Annotated in this window: 9 protein-coding genes and 3 tRNA genes; 10 read left to right on the plus strand and 2 right to left on the minus strand. The window is 62.3% G+C overall.

The genetic code is table 11. The features are described 5' to 3' along the window. The first annotated feature begins 415 nt into the window (after nt 1-415). The 3 genes from ACMGGG_RS17710 (at nt 416) to ACMGGG_RS17720 (ending at nt 4,557) form a co-directional block, all read left to right on the plus strand. Nucleotides 416-1,708 (plus strand): OprD family porin, encoded by a 1,293-nt coding sequence (locus ACMGGG_RS17710; RefSeq protein WP_414154145.1) that lies wholly within the window; start codon nt 416-418, stop codon nt 1,706-1,708. Between the two features lie 159 nt (nt 1,709-1,867). After that, nucleotides 1,868-3,583, plus strand: a complete 1,716-nt coding sequence (locus tag ACMGGG_RS17715; RefSeq protein WP_063545881.1) for a proline--tRNA ligase — start codon at nt 1,868-1,870, stop codon at nt 3,581-3,583. A 20-nt stretch (nt 3,584-3,603) separates the two neighbouring features. After that, nucleotides 3,604-4,557, plus strand: coding sequence for a hypothetical protein (locus ACMGGG_RS17720; RefSeq protein WP_414154146.1), 954 nt, complete (start codon nt 3,604-3,606; stop codon nt 4,555-4,557). 29 nt (nt 4,558-4,586) lie between these two features. Here the strand turns inward: ACMGGG_RS17720 and dinB are convergent, their stop codons facing one another. Continuing rightward, nucleotides 4,587-5,645 (minus strand): DNA polymerase IV, encoded by a 1,059-nt coding sequence (dinB, locus tag ACMGGG_RS17725; protein ID WP_414155825.1) that lies wholly within the window; start codon nt 5,643-5,645, stop codon nt 4,587-4,589. Nucleotides 5,646-5,891: 246 nt separating this feature from the next. Here dinB and ACMGGG_RS17730 point away from each other — a divergent pair. From ACMGGG_RS17730 to ACMGGG_RS17750, 5 genes are all read left to right on the plus strand, one after another. Next, a tRNA-Met gene (locus ACMGGG_RS17730) sits at nt 5,892-5,968 on the plus strand. Nucleotides 5,969-6,088: 120 nt separating this feature from the next. After that, nucleotides 6,089-6,165 (plus strand) — tRNA-Met (locus ACMGGG_RS17735). A gap of 120 nt (nt 6,166-6,285) precedes the next feature. Beyond that, nucleotides 6,286-6,362, plus strand: a tRNA-Met gene (locus ACMGGG_RS17740). 238 nt (nt 6,363-6,600) lie between these two features. Next, entirely contained in the window at nt 6,601-9,243 is a 2,643-nt protein-coding gene (mprF, locus tag ACMGGG_RS17745) for a bifunctional lysylphosphatidylglycerol flippase/synthetase MprF (RefSeq protein ID WP_414154147.1), read from the plus strand. After that, the gene (locus ACMGGG_RS17750) at nt 9,243-10,535 is read left to right on the plus strand and encodes a virulence factor family protein (protein WP_054891013.1); all 1,293 of its coding nucleotides are present in this window, start codon (nt 9,243-9,245) and stop codon (nt 10,533-10,535) included. The genes mprF and ACMGGG_RS17750 overlap by 1 nt, the downstream gene beginning before the upstream one ends. 37 nt (nt 10,536-10,572) lie before the next feature. Here the strand turns inward: ACMGGG_RS17750 and ACMGGG_RS17755 are convergent, their stop codons facing one another. Next, on the minus strand, nt 10,573-12,471 hold the full coding sequence (locus ACMGGG_RS17755) for a potassium transporter Kup (RefSeq protein ID WP_054891014.1): 1,899 nt from the start codon (nt 12,469-12,471) through the stop codon (nt 10,573-10,575). Between the two features lie 268 nt (nt 12,472-12,739). On the opposite strand from ACMGGG_RS17755, the gene rimO reads away from it, so the two are divergent. Further along, complete coding sequence (gene rimO / locus ACMGGG_RS17760; RefSeq protein WP_054891015.1) at nt 12,740-14,071, plus strand: 30S ribosomal protein S12 methylthiotransferase RimO; 1,332 nt, start codon at nt 12,740-12,742, stop codon at nt 14,069-14,071. Nucleotides 14,072-14,180: 109 nt separating this feature from the next. Then, nucleotides 14,181-14,639: a GNAT family N-acetyltransferase gene (locus ACMGGG_RS17765; RefSeq protein ID WP_063545886.1), complete on the plus strand. Its 459-nt coding sequence runs from the start codon at nt 14,181-14,183 to the stop codon at nt 14,637-14,639. Nucleotides 14,640-14,728: the final 89 nt, after the last annotated feature.

A 14,728-nucleotide genomic window follows, 5' to 3' on the forward strand; every position in this document is an offset into this window, starting at 1 on the left:
TTGCGGGCATTTGTGAAAAATTCATCAACGATGATCGTTTTTGTGCACGCTTGTTGCATTCTTTTTACGCCAAGTCGGCACGGCACCTGCATTAGCCGGTGAACGCGACAAATAACAACAGCGACAAGGGATTCACCAGGGAGCTTCGAGTACACAGCCATTCTTTACGGAATCGTGACGGACTTCGGAGCAGCGCTGGGGTGTACGACCCGCCTTTAGCGGGACGTGATTTGCGACATGGAAATAGCCAAAAGCGACACGACCGTAAACTTACCGAAAGGTTCCGTTTTTCATGTCGCCAAGTACAGTCAGCGTGATATACATTTTCGCCGACATAAAAAGAAAGAGCTGCCCCATATAACTAAAACACTTGGGCGCAGCGGTACTCTTCCTAAAACCAAAGGAGCAAATCACGATGCGCGTGATGAAGTGGAGCATGATCGCCCTGGCTGTTGCAGCGGGGACTTCCCAGATGGCCCTCGCCTCTTCGCAAGATGAGTCCAAGGGTTTCATCGAAGACAGCAGCCTGAACGTCAAAATGCGGAACCTGTATTTCAGCCGCGACTACCGCAACAAGGAAACCGTCGGCAACCGCGCCAACCGTGTTCGCCACGATCAGCGCGAATGGGGTCAAGGCTTCATTGGAACCTTCGAGTCGGGCTTCACTCAGGGCACCGTCGGCGTTGGCGTCGATGCCATCGGCCTGCTGGGCATCAAGCTGGATAGTGGTCGCGGCTACTCCCAGAGCGGCCTCTTCCCCACTGGCTCTGACTTCCGCTCGCAGGACGACTACTCCAAGGGCGGCGCTGCAGTTAAATTCCGCGTCTCCGACACCGTACTGAAAGTTGGCCAGCAATTCACTGCTCTGCCAGTGCTGGCAACCGACGACAGCCGCTTGCTGCCGGAAACCGCTGAAGGCGCGCTCATCACCAGCAACGAAATCAAAGGCCTGACTCTTCACGCCGGTCGTTTCACTGCGCTCAACGCCCAAGCCGAAACCAATCACGACAGCCTTGGCCTTAAATCGGCAAACGTATTTGGTGGTACCTACACCATTACCGATGGTCTGACCACCAGCCTGTACTACTCGAAAGTCGAAGACTACTGGCGCAAGTACTACGGCAATGTGAACTGGTCGATCCCCCTGTCCGACAATCAAGGGCTGGTATTTGACTTCAACATCTATGACACCAAGAGCGATGGTCAAGGCATCCAGCGCGCAGCCAAAGACGACGAAACCAAACTCGACAACCGCGCGTTCAGCCTTTCCGGCGCCTACACCTTTGGCGCCCACACCTTCACCCTGGCCTTCCAGCGCGTGACCGGCGATGGCGACTATGGTTACGGCGTGGACGGTGGCGGCACTGTATTCCTCGCCAACTCCATCGCTCGCTCGGACTTCAACGCCGAGGACGAGAAATCCTGGCAGGCTCGCTACGACCTGAACTTCGCCGAGTTCGGTGTTCCTGGCCTGACCTTCATGACTCGCTATGCCCGCGGTACCGGCGCCAATACCGCCACCACCAACGACGGCAAAGAGTGGGAACGCGATATCGACGTCAAGTACGTCCTGCAGGAAGGTCCAGCGAAAGACCTGAGCTTCCGCGTACGCCAAGCAACCTACCGCTCCAGCGACGGCGTCTACTACAACTCCGGTTCGATCGACGAACTGCGCCTGATCGTCGAGTACCCGCTGAGCATCCTGTAAGCCCCGGCTTGCAATGCCCCGCACCTGAAGAAGCCCGGCATCTGCCGGGCTTTTTCTTGGCTGACAAGCCGAGCGCCCTGGGGCATCCTGTACGCTTTCGTCTCGCCCCCGTACAATGCGGGGTCATTTCAAACATTCAGGCAATCGACACGGCTCCCCATGCGCACCAGTCAATATTTGCTCGCCACTCAGAAAGAAACCCCGGCAGACGCCGTTGTCATCAGCCACCAGCTGATGCTGCGCGCCGGCATGATCCGCAAGCTGGCCTCCGGCCTGTACACCTGGCTGCCGATGGGCCTGCGGGTCATGCGCAAGGTCGAGAACGTGGTGCGCGAAGAAATGAACGCCGCCGGTGCCCTTGAAGTGCTGATGCCAAGCATCCAGCCCGCAGAGTTGTGGCAGGAATCCGGGCGCTGGGAGCAATACGGCCCCGAGCTGCTGCGCCTGAAAGACCGCCACGACCGTGATTTCTGCGTCGGCCCGACTCACGAAGAAGTGATCACCGATCTGGCACGCAACGAGCTGTCCAGCTACAAACAGCTGCCGCTGAACATGTACCAGATCCAGACCAAGTTCCGTGACGAGATCCGTCCACGCTTCGGCCTGATGCGCGGCCGCGAGTTCATCATGAAGGACGCCTACTCCTTCCATGCCGACCAGGCTTCCCTTCAGGAAACCTACGACCGCATGCACCAGGCGTACTCCAACATCTTTACCCGCCTGGGCCTGGACTTCCGTCCGGTGCAGGCCGACACCGGCTCTATCGGTGGCAGCTACTCCCACGAATTCCACGTCCTGGCCTCTTCCGGCGAAGACGACGTGATCTTCAGCGACACCTCCGACTACGCCGCCAACATCGAGAAAGCCGAAGCGATTCCACGGGAAACCGTGCGCCCAGCGCCGACCGAAGAACTGCGCCTGGTCGACACGCCAAACGCCAAGACCATCGCCGAACTGGTCGAGAACCACGGCCTGGCGATCGAGAAGACCGTCAAGACCCTGATCGTGCGTGGCGCCGAGGAAGGCAAGCTGGTCGCCCTGATCGTACGTGGCGACCACGAGCTGAACGAAATCAAGGCTACCAAGCTGGAACAGGTTGCCGACCCGCTGGTCATGGCCAGCGACGCCGAGCTGCGCGCAGCCATCGGTGCCGGTGCCGGCTCGCTCGGCCCACTGAACCTGCCGCTGGAATGCATCATCGACCGTTCGGTCGCCCTGATGAGCGACTTCGGCATCGGCGCCAACATCGACGACAAGCACTACTTCGGCGTGAACTGGGAGCGTGACCTGCCAGTGCCACAGGTCGCGGACCTGCGCAACGTCGTCGCCGGTGATCCGAGCCCCGACGGCCAGGGCACACTGGTCATCAAGCGCGGTATCGAAGTGGGCCACATCTTCCAGCTCGGCACCAAGTACAGCGAGGCGCTCAAGTGCCAGGTACTGGGCGAGAACGGCAAGCCAGTGGTGCTGTCGATGGGTTGCTACGGTATCGGCGTGTCCCGCGTGGTCGCCGCCGCCATCGAGCAGAACCATGACGACAAGGGCATCATCTGGAACGATGCCCTGGCGCCCTTCCAGATCGCCCTCGTGCCATTGCGCTACGAGACCGATGCCGTGCGCGAGGCAACCGACAAGCTCTACGCCGAGCTGACTGCCGCAGGCTACGAAGTGCTGCTGGACGACCGTGACAAGAAGACCAGCCCCGGCATCAAGTTCGCCGACATGGAACTGATCGGCATCCCGCACCGCATCGTCGTCAGCGATCGCGGTCTGGCCGACGGCAACCTGGAGTACAAGCACCGCACCGAACAGGATGCCCAGCCGCTGCCACTCAACGAAGTGCTGACCTTCCTGCAGGCCCGCATCCGCCGCTGACCACCAATGCACGAGTGAACATGTCCAAGCGAAGTACCTTTACCCTGGGGGGCGCCGCGCTCTGCGGCGCCCTGTTCCTCAGCGGCTGCGCCAACCAGATGTCCCAGCGCAGCGAGCATGAGGAACGTGTCGAGCGCAAGTTGCTCGAGCACAGTCTGCAGATCGACGTCGGCGAGCCCAAGGTGATGGAGCTTCCGCAACGGCGTGTTCGCATCAATGAACAGCGACGCTTCGAAGTCACCGAGTTCGAAGTCACGCGGCGCTACGACCGCTACACGCCCTACCAGCCCTGGCGGGAGATCTACGAGATCCCACTGGGTGCGGTGGCGGTGGTCGCGGGCATAGGCGCCAACGTGGTCAACGTGATCACCTTAGACAGCCTGCCGCAGAGCATGACCCACGACTGGCTGAGCTATGGTCTGGCCGGGCTAAACCCGTTCATGAACGTGCAGTCCAACGGTCGCGCACAGCAGAACCTCGCAGGCATCAGCGAAATCCAGAAGGACAAGCGCGAGGAGTTCACCAGCCTGCCGTGGAACGAGCGCCTGGTCGAGGTCAAGGCTGGCAAGATGACCCACGAGCTGACCACCGACAAGCATGGCGTGCTACGCCTGAACCTGCTCGACAGCCCATTCTCGGAGCAGAACCTCAACCATATCGGCACCCTGCATCTGGCGGCGATCGATGAAGACAACGGCATCCGCGGCGACGCCAGCCTGCTGGTCAGCGGCACGCTGCGCAACAAGCTGCTGGAGGCTCATGAGCTGATCTTCGACGACCTCGAGGACGATGACGTTGGCCAGTGGGTACATCGGGTCAAACGTCTCTCGGAACTGGGCCTGGAAGAGGAAGCCAGCGAACTGGAACAGAGCCTGATCGAGCTGACACGCAACGATCCGGAGTTGCAGCAGGAATTCCTCAAGACGCTGACCAAGGAAACCGGCAGATTGGTCGCCGACCCTGGAGAGCGGTAAAAGAACGGGGCGCAATGCGCCCCTTTCTTTTATTGAGCAGGAAACAGCTCCAACTGCTCATGCGCACCGCGCAGATCCCGTAACCTTACTCCCACCCCCAGCAACCTCACCGGCTTGCCACCCCGAGCGAAGGCCTGGCTGAGCAATTGCCGATAGCTCTCAAGGTCCCACCCTGCCCCCGCCTGTTCCAGGGTGGTCTGGCTGAAATCATGGAACTTGACCTTGACGAAAGGCTTGTCTGGTTTGTAGCTGCTGTCCATCCGCGCAATCCGCCCGTTCAGGCTGTCGAGCAGATCCGGGATTTTTTCCAGGCAACTGGCCAAGTCAGGGAGGTCGTTGTCGTAGGTGTTTTCGACGCTGACAGACTGGCGCCGGCTGTCGTTCTGTACGACCCGTTCGTCGATGCCATGGGCAAGCCCCCACAGCCGCTCACCGAAACTGCCGAACTCGCGCACCAGGCTCAGGCGCGACCATTCGCGCAATGACTGACAGGTGTCGATACCAAGTCTTGAAAGCTTGTCTGCAGTCACCTTGCCCACCCCGTGCAGGCGCGCCACCGGCAGTGCGGCAACGAACTCATCGACCTGATCGGGCCTGATCACGAACAAACCATTGGGTTTGCGCCAATCGCTGGCGATCTTGGCCAGGAACTTGTTCGGTGCAACGCCAGCGGACACCGTGATATGCAAGGTCTGGGAAACGCGCCGACGGATGTCCTCGGCAATCCGCGTGGCACTGCCGGAAAACCACTGGCTGTCGCTGACATCCAGATACGCCTCATCCAGCGACAGGGGCTCGATCAGATCGGTGTAGTCACGAAATATCGCATGGATTTCCCGCGAGGCCTCACGGTAGGCCTCGAAACGCGGCCTGACGATCAGCAGGTCCGGGCACAACTTCATGGCATGCCCCGACGACATCGCCGAACGCACGCCATAGGCCCTTGCCTCGTAGTTACAGGTGGCGATCACCCCACGCTGCCCCGGCTGACCGCCCACAGCCATGGGCCGACCCGCCAGGCGGGGGTCGTCACGCATCTCGATGGCGGCGTAGAAACAGTCACAATCGATGTGGATGATCTTGCGCAGGGACATGACTGACCGTCAGTACTGTAAATTCATACAGATATTACAGCACGCGCCTCGGCATTCGTCAGCCCCACCCGACGCGGCCAAGGATGATCGGTATGACTGCCCCCCTCGCAAAACCCGCCACAACCCGCGTCATGGCTCAGCTCCTGGCCTGTGCAACAGGCTAAGGGATTGAACAAAAAAGGGTTTTTTGAAAAATAGCTTGACTCACGGAAGGATTTCCGTAGAATTCGATTCCACAGGCGCGGGATGGAGCAGCCTGGTAGCTCGTCGGGCTCATAACCCGAAGGTCGTCGGTTCAAATCCGGCTCCCGCAACCAGATTCGAGAAAAGGCCACTGTTCACACAGTGGCCTTTTTCTTTGCCTTGAAAAAATATCCACGTAAATCAAGGATTAAGATTGACAGCCCGTCGATAATCCGTAGAATGCGCACCACTGACGCGGGATGGAGCAGCCTGGTAGCTCGTCGGGCTCATAACCCGAAGGTCGTCGGTTCAAATCCGGCTCCCGCAACCAGATTCAAGAAAAGGCCACTGTTAACACAGTGGCCTTTTTCTTTGCCTTGAAGACTATCCACGCTCAACACGAATTAAGGTTTGACAGTCCGTCGATAATCCGTAGAATGCGCACCTCTGACGCGGGATGGAGCAGCCTGGTAGCTCGTCGGGCTCATAACCCGAAGGTCGTCGGTTCAAATCCGGCTCCCGCAACCATATTCGTCAGAACAGGCCCCGCCTATCCTTGGATAGCGCGGGGCTTGTTGCGTTTGCCCTTTAAAACATCCTGTCGTACGCGCTTTGCCCTTTGTCTGGCACCTCAATGAACTAACTTTAACTAACCTGAAGCGGATAAACCTACTCCACCCGGAGTACTATCTGGACACGTTTTCCAAAGGGACTTTCACTTGGCCGCACGTCTCCTCCTCCTCGCGCTCGCCGCACGAGGTATTTCATGACCTCCCGCTCTCCAGACTCCCAGGCCCCGATCACCGCAGCCCTGCCTGCGGCAGCACAGCGTCTGCCGTGGCTCGAACGCCTCAGCAAATACCGCCAGCCCATTGGCCTGGCGATAACCCTGCTGTTGTTCGCCATGGCGCTGATCGCCTGCCGGCACCTGCTGAGCGAGCTGGACATCTATGCCTTGCATGACGCCATGCTCAGCGTGCCCAAGCAGGCGCTGCTCGGTGCTTTCCTGGCCACGGTGGCAGGTTTCGTGACCCTGCTGGGATACGAGTGGTCCGCGGCCCGCTATGCAGGTGTCAAGCTTCCACCCCGCACGCTTGTGCTGGGTGGTTTCAGTGCGTTCGCCATCGGCAATGCCATCGGGCTGTCGATGCTTTCCGGTGGTTCGGTGCGCTATCGCCTTTATGCGCGCAAGGGGCTGGGGGCTGCAGAAGTCGCGCGGATGACCGTGTTCGCCAGCCTCTCGCTGGGCTGCGCACTGCCTCCGCTGGCAGCAGTGGCCACCTTGAGCGACCTCACCGCGGCCTCCACCGCATTGCGCATGTCCCCGACACTGCTGGGTAGCATCGCCGTTGCGGTATTGCTGGCCTGCGCCGTCCTGGCCATGGGGCTCTATCGCCGCCGCGCCGCCGAGCAACCTCTGGCCGACAATCTGCTGGTGCAGGTCGGACGTCGCACCCTGCGCCTGCCCGGTGCAAGCCTGACCGCCCTGCAACTGCTCATCACCGCACTGGACGTCGCAGCCGCCGCCACGGTGCTCTACCTGCTGTTGCCCGAAGCCCCGCCATTCGGCGCTTTCGTACTGGTCTACCTGCTGGCCCTCGCCGCTGGCGTACTCAGCCACGTGCCCGGCGGCGTCGGCGTGTTCGAAGCGATCCTGCTCGCCGCCTTCGCCAACGAGCTGGGCGCGGCGCCCCTGGCCGCGGCACTGCTGCTGTATCGCCTGATCTACGTGGTGCTGCCGTTGCTGGTGGCCTGCGTTCTGCTGCTGGTAAACGAGGCCCGCCGCCTGCTGTTCGCCCAACAGGCGATCAAGGCTGCATCCGGGCTCGCCGCTCCTGTGCTGGCGATCCTGGTGTTTCTGTCCGGCGTGGTGCTGTTGTTCTCCGGCGTTACCCCAGAGATCGATAGCCGCCTGGAGCACATGGGCTTTCTCATCCCGCATCGACTGATCGACGCCTCGCACTTCGGCGCAAGCCTGATCGGCGTCCTCTGCCTGTTGCTGGCCCAGGGCCTGCGTCGCCGCCTGTCGGCGGCCTGGCTGTTGACCACGGTGTTGCTGCTGACCGGCGCACTGCTGTCGCTGCTCAAGGGCTTCGACTGGGAAGAGGCGTCGATGATGATCTTCACCACCGCCCTGCTCGCCCTGTTCCGGCGCTCGTTCTATCGCCCCAGCCGCCTGCTGGAGCTGCCGTTCTCGCCGATCTACCTGGTAGCCAGCGCTTGCGTGGTCGGTGCCTCGGTATGGCTGCTGCTGTTCGCCTATCAGGACGTCCCCTACAGCCACAAACTGTGGTGGCAATTCACCCTCGACGCCGATGCTCCGCGCGGCCTGCGCGCTGCGCTGGGCAGTGCAGTACTGCTGGTGATCGTCGCCCTGACCTGGCTGCTGCGCACCGCGCGCCCGGTGATTCACCTGCCGAGCGAAGACGAACTGCAGCGCGCCAACCGCATTCTGCTGGCGTCCGATCAGCCCGACGGTGGCCTGGCCCTGACCGGTGACAAGGCGCTGCTGTTCCACCCCAACGACAACGCCTTCCTCATGTATGCCCGTCGCGGCCGCAGCCTGGTTGCCTTGTACGACCCGATCGGCCCGGCTCAGGAGCGTGCCGAGATGATCTGGCAGTTCCGCGACCTTTGCGACCTGCACCACGCCCGCCCGGTGTTCTACCAGGTGCGCGCGGAAAACCTGCCGTTCTACATGGACATCGGCCTGACCGCGATCAAGCTTGGTGAAGAGGCGCGGGTCGACCTGCGCCGCTTCGACCTCGAAGCCAAGGGCAAGGAGATGAAGGACCTGCGCTACACCTGGAACCGTGGCGGCCGCGACGGCCTGACCCTGGAAGTCCACGAACCCGGGCATGCGCCCCTGCAGGAGCTCAGGGAAATCTCCGACGCCTGGCTGGCTGGCAAGAACGTGCGCGAAAAAGGCTTCTCGCTAGGCCGCTTCAGCCCGGAGTACCTGCAACATTTCCGAATTGCACTGATCCGCTTCCAGGGCCGTCCGGTGGCCTTCGCCAACCTGCTGGAAACCCACAGCAACGAGTTGGCCAGCCTGGACCTGATGCGCGCGCACCCCGAGGCACCGAAGCTGACCATGGAATTCATGATGCTGGGCCTCATCCTGCATTACAAAAGCCACGACTACGCCCGCTTCAGCCTGGGCATGGTCCCGCTTTCCGGCCTGCAACCGCGTCGCGGCGCACCGCTGACCCAACGCTTGGGTTCGATGGTGTTCCAGCGCGGCGAGCAGCTCTACAACTTCCAGGGCCTGCGGCGCTTCAAGGACAAGTTCCAGCCGGACTGGGAACCCCGTTACATGGCTGTGCCAGCCGGGCTGGACCCCCTGGTTGCACTCGCTGATACCGCCGCCCTGATTGCTGGCGGCCTGACTGGATTGGTGAAACGCTGATGACCCGACGTTACTGGTTGTACCTGCTGATCCCCCTGCTGCTCGCCGTGCTGGCTGGCGGTGGGGCCTTCTGGCTGTGGACCCGCCCTGCCCCCGAAGCCCGTATCGAGCACCTCACCCTGGACGATGGCAGTAACCTGACTCGGGTCACGCCCGGCGTGCGCGCCAAGACCCTGGTCGCGGTTGGCGTACCCCATGACCAGGCACTGACCGACAAGCAACTGCTGGATCTCAGCCAGGCCGGTGAAGCGCAACTGGTGCAGGTGATCCTGCCGACCGGCGACTGCAGCAAGCAGCAAGTGGCATTGGACCAGGCCATGGGCAAGCTCTCCGGCAAGCCGACCCTGGTTGCCGGCATCGGGCCAGGCGCCTCGCAGGCTTGGCGCTGGCTGGCCGGGCAGAACGACGACAAGGCCCGAGCCATCTCGGTCGACTTCAACCTCGAACAACCAGACTGCAAGCTAGAGCTGCCCAAAACCGCTGCCCACGGTCACTGGAACGTGGCCTGGAACGATAACCCCGACGACGCCAGCGCCGCCTTCGTGCGCGACCAGGCCAACGCCGAGACCAGCATCAGCGACTATGACATTCACCTGCCGCAGGTCCTCAAGGCCCAGCTGACCCAGGCCCTGGTGGGGCGCGATGGCAACGCCCTGGCCATTCCCGTGGTGGAAGTGCCGGCCGGCCAGACCACCGATACCGTCACCCTGTTCCTCTCCGGTGACGGCGGCTGGCGCGACCTGGACCGCGACGTGGCCGGCGAGATGGCCAAGCTCGGCTACCCGGTGGTCGGCATCGACACCCTGCGCTACTACTGGCAGCACAAGACGCCAGAACAGAGCGCTGCCGATCTGTCGGAGCTGATGCAGCACTATCGGCAGAAATGGGGTACCAAGCGCTTCGTGCTGACCGGCTATTCGTTCGGTGCCGATGTACTGCCGGCGATCTACAATCGCCTGCCGGAGGCCGACCAGAAGCGCATCGACGCGGTGATCCTGCTGGCCTTCGCCCGCAGTGGCAGCTTCGAGATCGAAGTGGAGGGCTGGCTGGGCAAGGAAGGCCAGGAGGCCCCGACCGGGCCGGAGATGGCCAAGCTGCCCGCCGCCAAGGTGGTGTGCATCTATGGTGTGGAAGAAACCGACGAGAGCGGCTGCACCGACAAGACGGCCGTGGGCGAGCGCATGAAGCTGCCAGGCGGTCATCACTTCGACGAGAACTACCCGGCGCTGGCCAAGCGCCTGATCGGCGAGATCGAGACCCGCCAGGGCAAGTCGAACGTCGCCGAGCAGTGAAACAACAAGGGCCGCATCGCGGCCCTTGTTGTTTCAATCAGATCTCGACCTGGGTTCCCAGCTCGATCACCCGGTTCAGCGGCAGGTTGAAGAAGCGCAAGTTGCCGTTGGCGTTCTTCAGCAGGAACGCGAACAGGTTCCCGCGCCAGCGCGACATGCCTTCCAGGCGCGAGGCGATCACCGTCTCGCGGCTGAGGAAGTAGGTGGTGCGCATGGGGCTGAAATCCAGCTCTTCCAGATGGCACAGGCGCAGTGCCGCCGGTACGTCCGGTTCATCCATGAAGCCAAAGTGCAGCAATACGCGGAAGAACCCGTCGCCATAGGCCTCGACCTCGAAGCGCTCCGACTCCGGTACCCGCGGCCGATCCTCGCTGACCACCGTCAACAGTACGACCTGGCTGTGCAGCACCTGGTTGTGCAGCATGTTGTGCAACAACGCATGGGGCACCGCATCGGCACGCGCCGTGAGGAACACCGCCGTCCCCTCGACGCGATGCGGTGGCTGCACACGAATGCTGCTGATGAATACCGGCAACGGCAGGCCACCCTCATCGATACGCTCGACGAGAATCTGCTTGCCACGCTTCCAGGTGCTCATCAGCACGAACAGCACGATCCCCGCCAGTACCGGGAAAGCACCACCCTGCACGATCTTCGGCACGTTGGCGGCGAAGAACAGCCCATCCACCAACAGGAACCCCACCAGCAGCGGCACTGCCAGCACCGGTGGCCATTTCCACAGCAGCAGCATCACCGCAGAAACCAGGATAGTCGTCATGAGCATGGTGCCGGTCACCGCGACCCCGTAGGCCGCAGCCAGGGCGCCGGAAGACTCGAAGCCGATCACCAGCAGCACCACGCCGACCATCAGGGTCCAGTTCACGGCGCCAATGTAGATCTGCCCCTGCTCGTCACTGGAGGTGTGCTGGATCTGCATGCGCGGCACGTAGCCCAGCTGAATGGCCTGGCGGGTCAGGGAGAAGGCGCCGGAAATCACCGCCTGGGAGGCAATCACCGTGGCCATGGTCGCCAGCCCGACCAGCGGCAGCAGCGCCCAGCTTGGCGCCAGCAGGTAGAAGGGGTTGCGCGCCGCCTCGGGGTTTTGCAGCAGCATCGCGCCCTGGCCGAAGTAGTTGAGCACCAGCGCTGGCAGCACCAGGGCAAACCAGGCACGGGCGATCGGCTTGCGCCCGAAGTGGCCCATGTCGGCGTACAGCGCCTCGGCACCGGTCAGCGCCAGCACCACCGCACCGAGAATCGCCACGCCCATCCCTGGATGGACGATGAAGAAGTTCAACGCCCACCCGGGATTGAACGCCTTGAGCACTTCCGGGCTTTGCTGGATGCCATGCACGCCGAGCGCAGCCAGCACGAGGAACCAGGCAACCATGATCGGCCCAAAGGCCTTGCCGATCTTCTCGGTACCATGCTTCTGCACCAGGAACAGTGCCACCAGCACCACCAGCGAGATCGGCACCACCCAGTGGTCGATGCCGTCGAACGCCAGCCCCATGCCCTCGACCGCCGACAACACCGAGACTGCCGGGGTGATCATGCTGTCGCCATAGAACAGCGAGGCACCGACCAGCCCGCAGCCGACCATCAGCATGCGCAGCCGCGGATGCGCGGCCGTGGCACGCCGCGCCAGTGCGGTGAGCGCCATGGTGCCGCCCTCGCCCTGGTTGTCGGCACGCAGGATGAACATCACGTACTTGAACGACACGACCCACAGCAGCGACCAGAGAATCAGCGACAGGATGCCCAGCACCCCATCGTGGTCGACCTGTACGCCATAACCGCCGGTAAAGACTTCCTTGAGGGTATACAACGGGCTGGTACCGATATCGCCATAGACCACCCCAACAGCTGCCACCAGCAGGCCCAAAGGGCGTGCCGCCCCATGCCCGCCCTCGGCGTGACTGCTTGCCTGAACCATCGACCACTCCCGCAGACGGCCCCTCGGGGCCGGTAGTATTCGCACCGGACGGCATGCTTGCAGCGCCCGGACCGCTGTCGTCATCCGGCTATCATTGTTACCCGGACACAACGGCGCGAAGCATAGCGCAGCGCTCGTCGCTTTTCTGCTGGTCAAGCGACCTTGCGCTCGCTAGAATTGCGCACTTTTTGATCAGAGGCGCCAAAAACGCCCGCCCGGATCGCGCCGCCACTGGCAGGCGCGACCTGTTTCAATACCGAGGTTAGTCATGTCCACCACTCCCGCCACGCCGAAGGTCGGCTTTGTCTCCCTGGGCTGCCCCAAGGCCCTGGTCGACTCCGAGCGCATCCTCACCCAACTGCGCATGGAAGGCTATGAAGTCGTTCCGACCTACGAAGATGCCGACGTGGTGGTGGTCAACACCTGCGGCTTCATCGACAGCGCCAAGGCCGAGTCGCTGGAAGTGATCGGCGAAGCGATCAAGGAAAACGGCAAGGTCATCGTCACCGGCTGCATGGGTGTCGAGGAAGGCACCATTCGCGACGTGCACCCCAGCGTGCTGTCGGTCACCGGCCCACAGCAGTACGAGCAGGTGGTCAACGCCGTGCACGAGGTGGTGCCACCGCGCCAGGACCACAACCCGCTGATCGACCTGGTGCCGCCGCAGGGGGTCAAGCTGACCCCGCGCCACTACGCCTACCTGAAGATTTCCGAAGGCTGTAACCACAGCTGCAGCTTCTGCATCATCCCGTCGATGCGTGGCAAGCTGGTCAGCCGCCCGGTCGGCGAAGTGCTGAGCGAGGCCGAGCGCCTGGTGAAGGCTGGCGTCAAGGAGATCCTGGTGATTTCCCAGGACACCAGCGCCTATGGCGTCGACGTCAAGTACAAGACCGACTTCTGGAACGGTCGCCCGGTCAAGACCCGCATGCTCGAGCTGTGCGAAGCGCTGAGCAGCCTGGGTGCCTGGGTGCGCCTGCACTATGTCTACCCCTACCCCAACGTCGATGACGTGATCCCGCTGATGGCCGCCGGCAAGATCCTGCCGTACCTGGACATCCCGTTCCAGCACGCCAGCCCCAAGGTGCTCAAGGCCATGAAACGCCCGGCCTTCGAGGACCGTACCCTGGCGCGCATCAAGAACTGGCGCGAGCAGTGCCCGGAACTGGTGATCCGCTCGACCTTCATCGTCGGCTTCCCCGGTGAGACCGAAGAGGACTTCCAATACCTGCTCGACTGGCTGACCGAAGCCCAGCTCGACCGCGTCGGCTGCTTCCAGTATTCGCCGGTCGAAGGCGCCCCAGCCAACGACCTGGGCCTGGAAGAAGTCCCGGATGAGATCAAGCAGGATCGCTGGGACCGCTTCATGGCCCACCAGCAGGCGATCAGCACTGCACGCCTGCAACTGCGTATCGGCAAGGAGATCGAGGTACTGATCGACGAGGTCGAGGAACAGGGCTCGGTAGGTCGCAGCTTCTTCGACGCCCCGGAAATCGACGGTAGCGTGTTCATCGACGGTGACCACGGCTTCAAGCCGGGCGACAAGGTCCGTTGCCGTATTGTCGATGCCGACGAATACGACATGTGGGCCGAGCCCATCTGATCGTCACGCCCTTTCGCGCGTAACACCGCGAAAGGGCCTGCCAGACAGAAAAAATCCGCACACCGGTGCTGCAGCATCTATGTTTTCCTCAGTACCCGAGGAAGACAGAATGTCCTTGCACCTGACGCTACATACCCCCCACTACAGCGACTACCCCGAACTGGTCCGTATCTGGGAAGCGTCGGTGCGCGCCACTCATGATTTTCTCCCCGACGCCTACATCGTGCTGCTGCGCGACCATGTACTGCGCCGCTATCTGGACGCCGTGATGCTGGTCTGCTGCCGGGACACTCGACGCAGGATCCTCGGCTTCACCGGCGTCGCCAACGGCCGTGTCGACATGCTCTTCGTCGCCCCTGAGCACCGCGGCCAAGGCGTTGGCAAGCGCCTGCTGCATCACGCCATTTCCGAGCTCAATGCCGATCGCCTGGACGTCAACGAACAGAACCCCCAGGCGCTGGGTTTCTACCTGCATGAGGGCTTCGAGATAGCGGGCCGCTCGGAAACCGATGGCCTGGGTCAGCCGTATCCGCTGCTGCATATGCGACTGATCCGCCCACAGGGCTAGCAACTGCGCCGCCACCGCTGTGCAAATGGCCGAAATGGCACAGATTCCCAGCCGCAGCACGGCTCGGACGGGTACAATGGACACCTTTC

It is taken from the genome of Pseudomonas sp. BNK-44-b (assembly GCF_047456245.1).
Lineage (GTDB): Bacteria > Pseudomonadota > Gammaproteobacteria > Pseudomonadales > Pseudomonadaceae > Aquipseudomonas > Aquipseudomonas machongensis.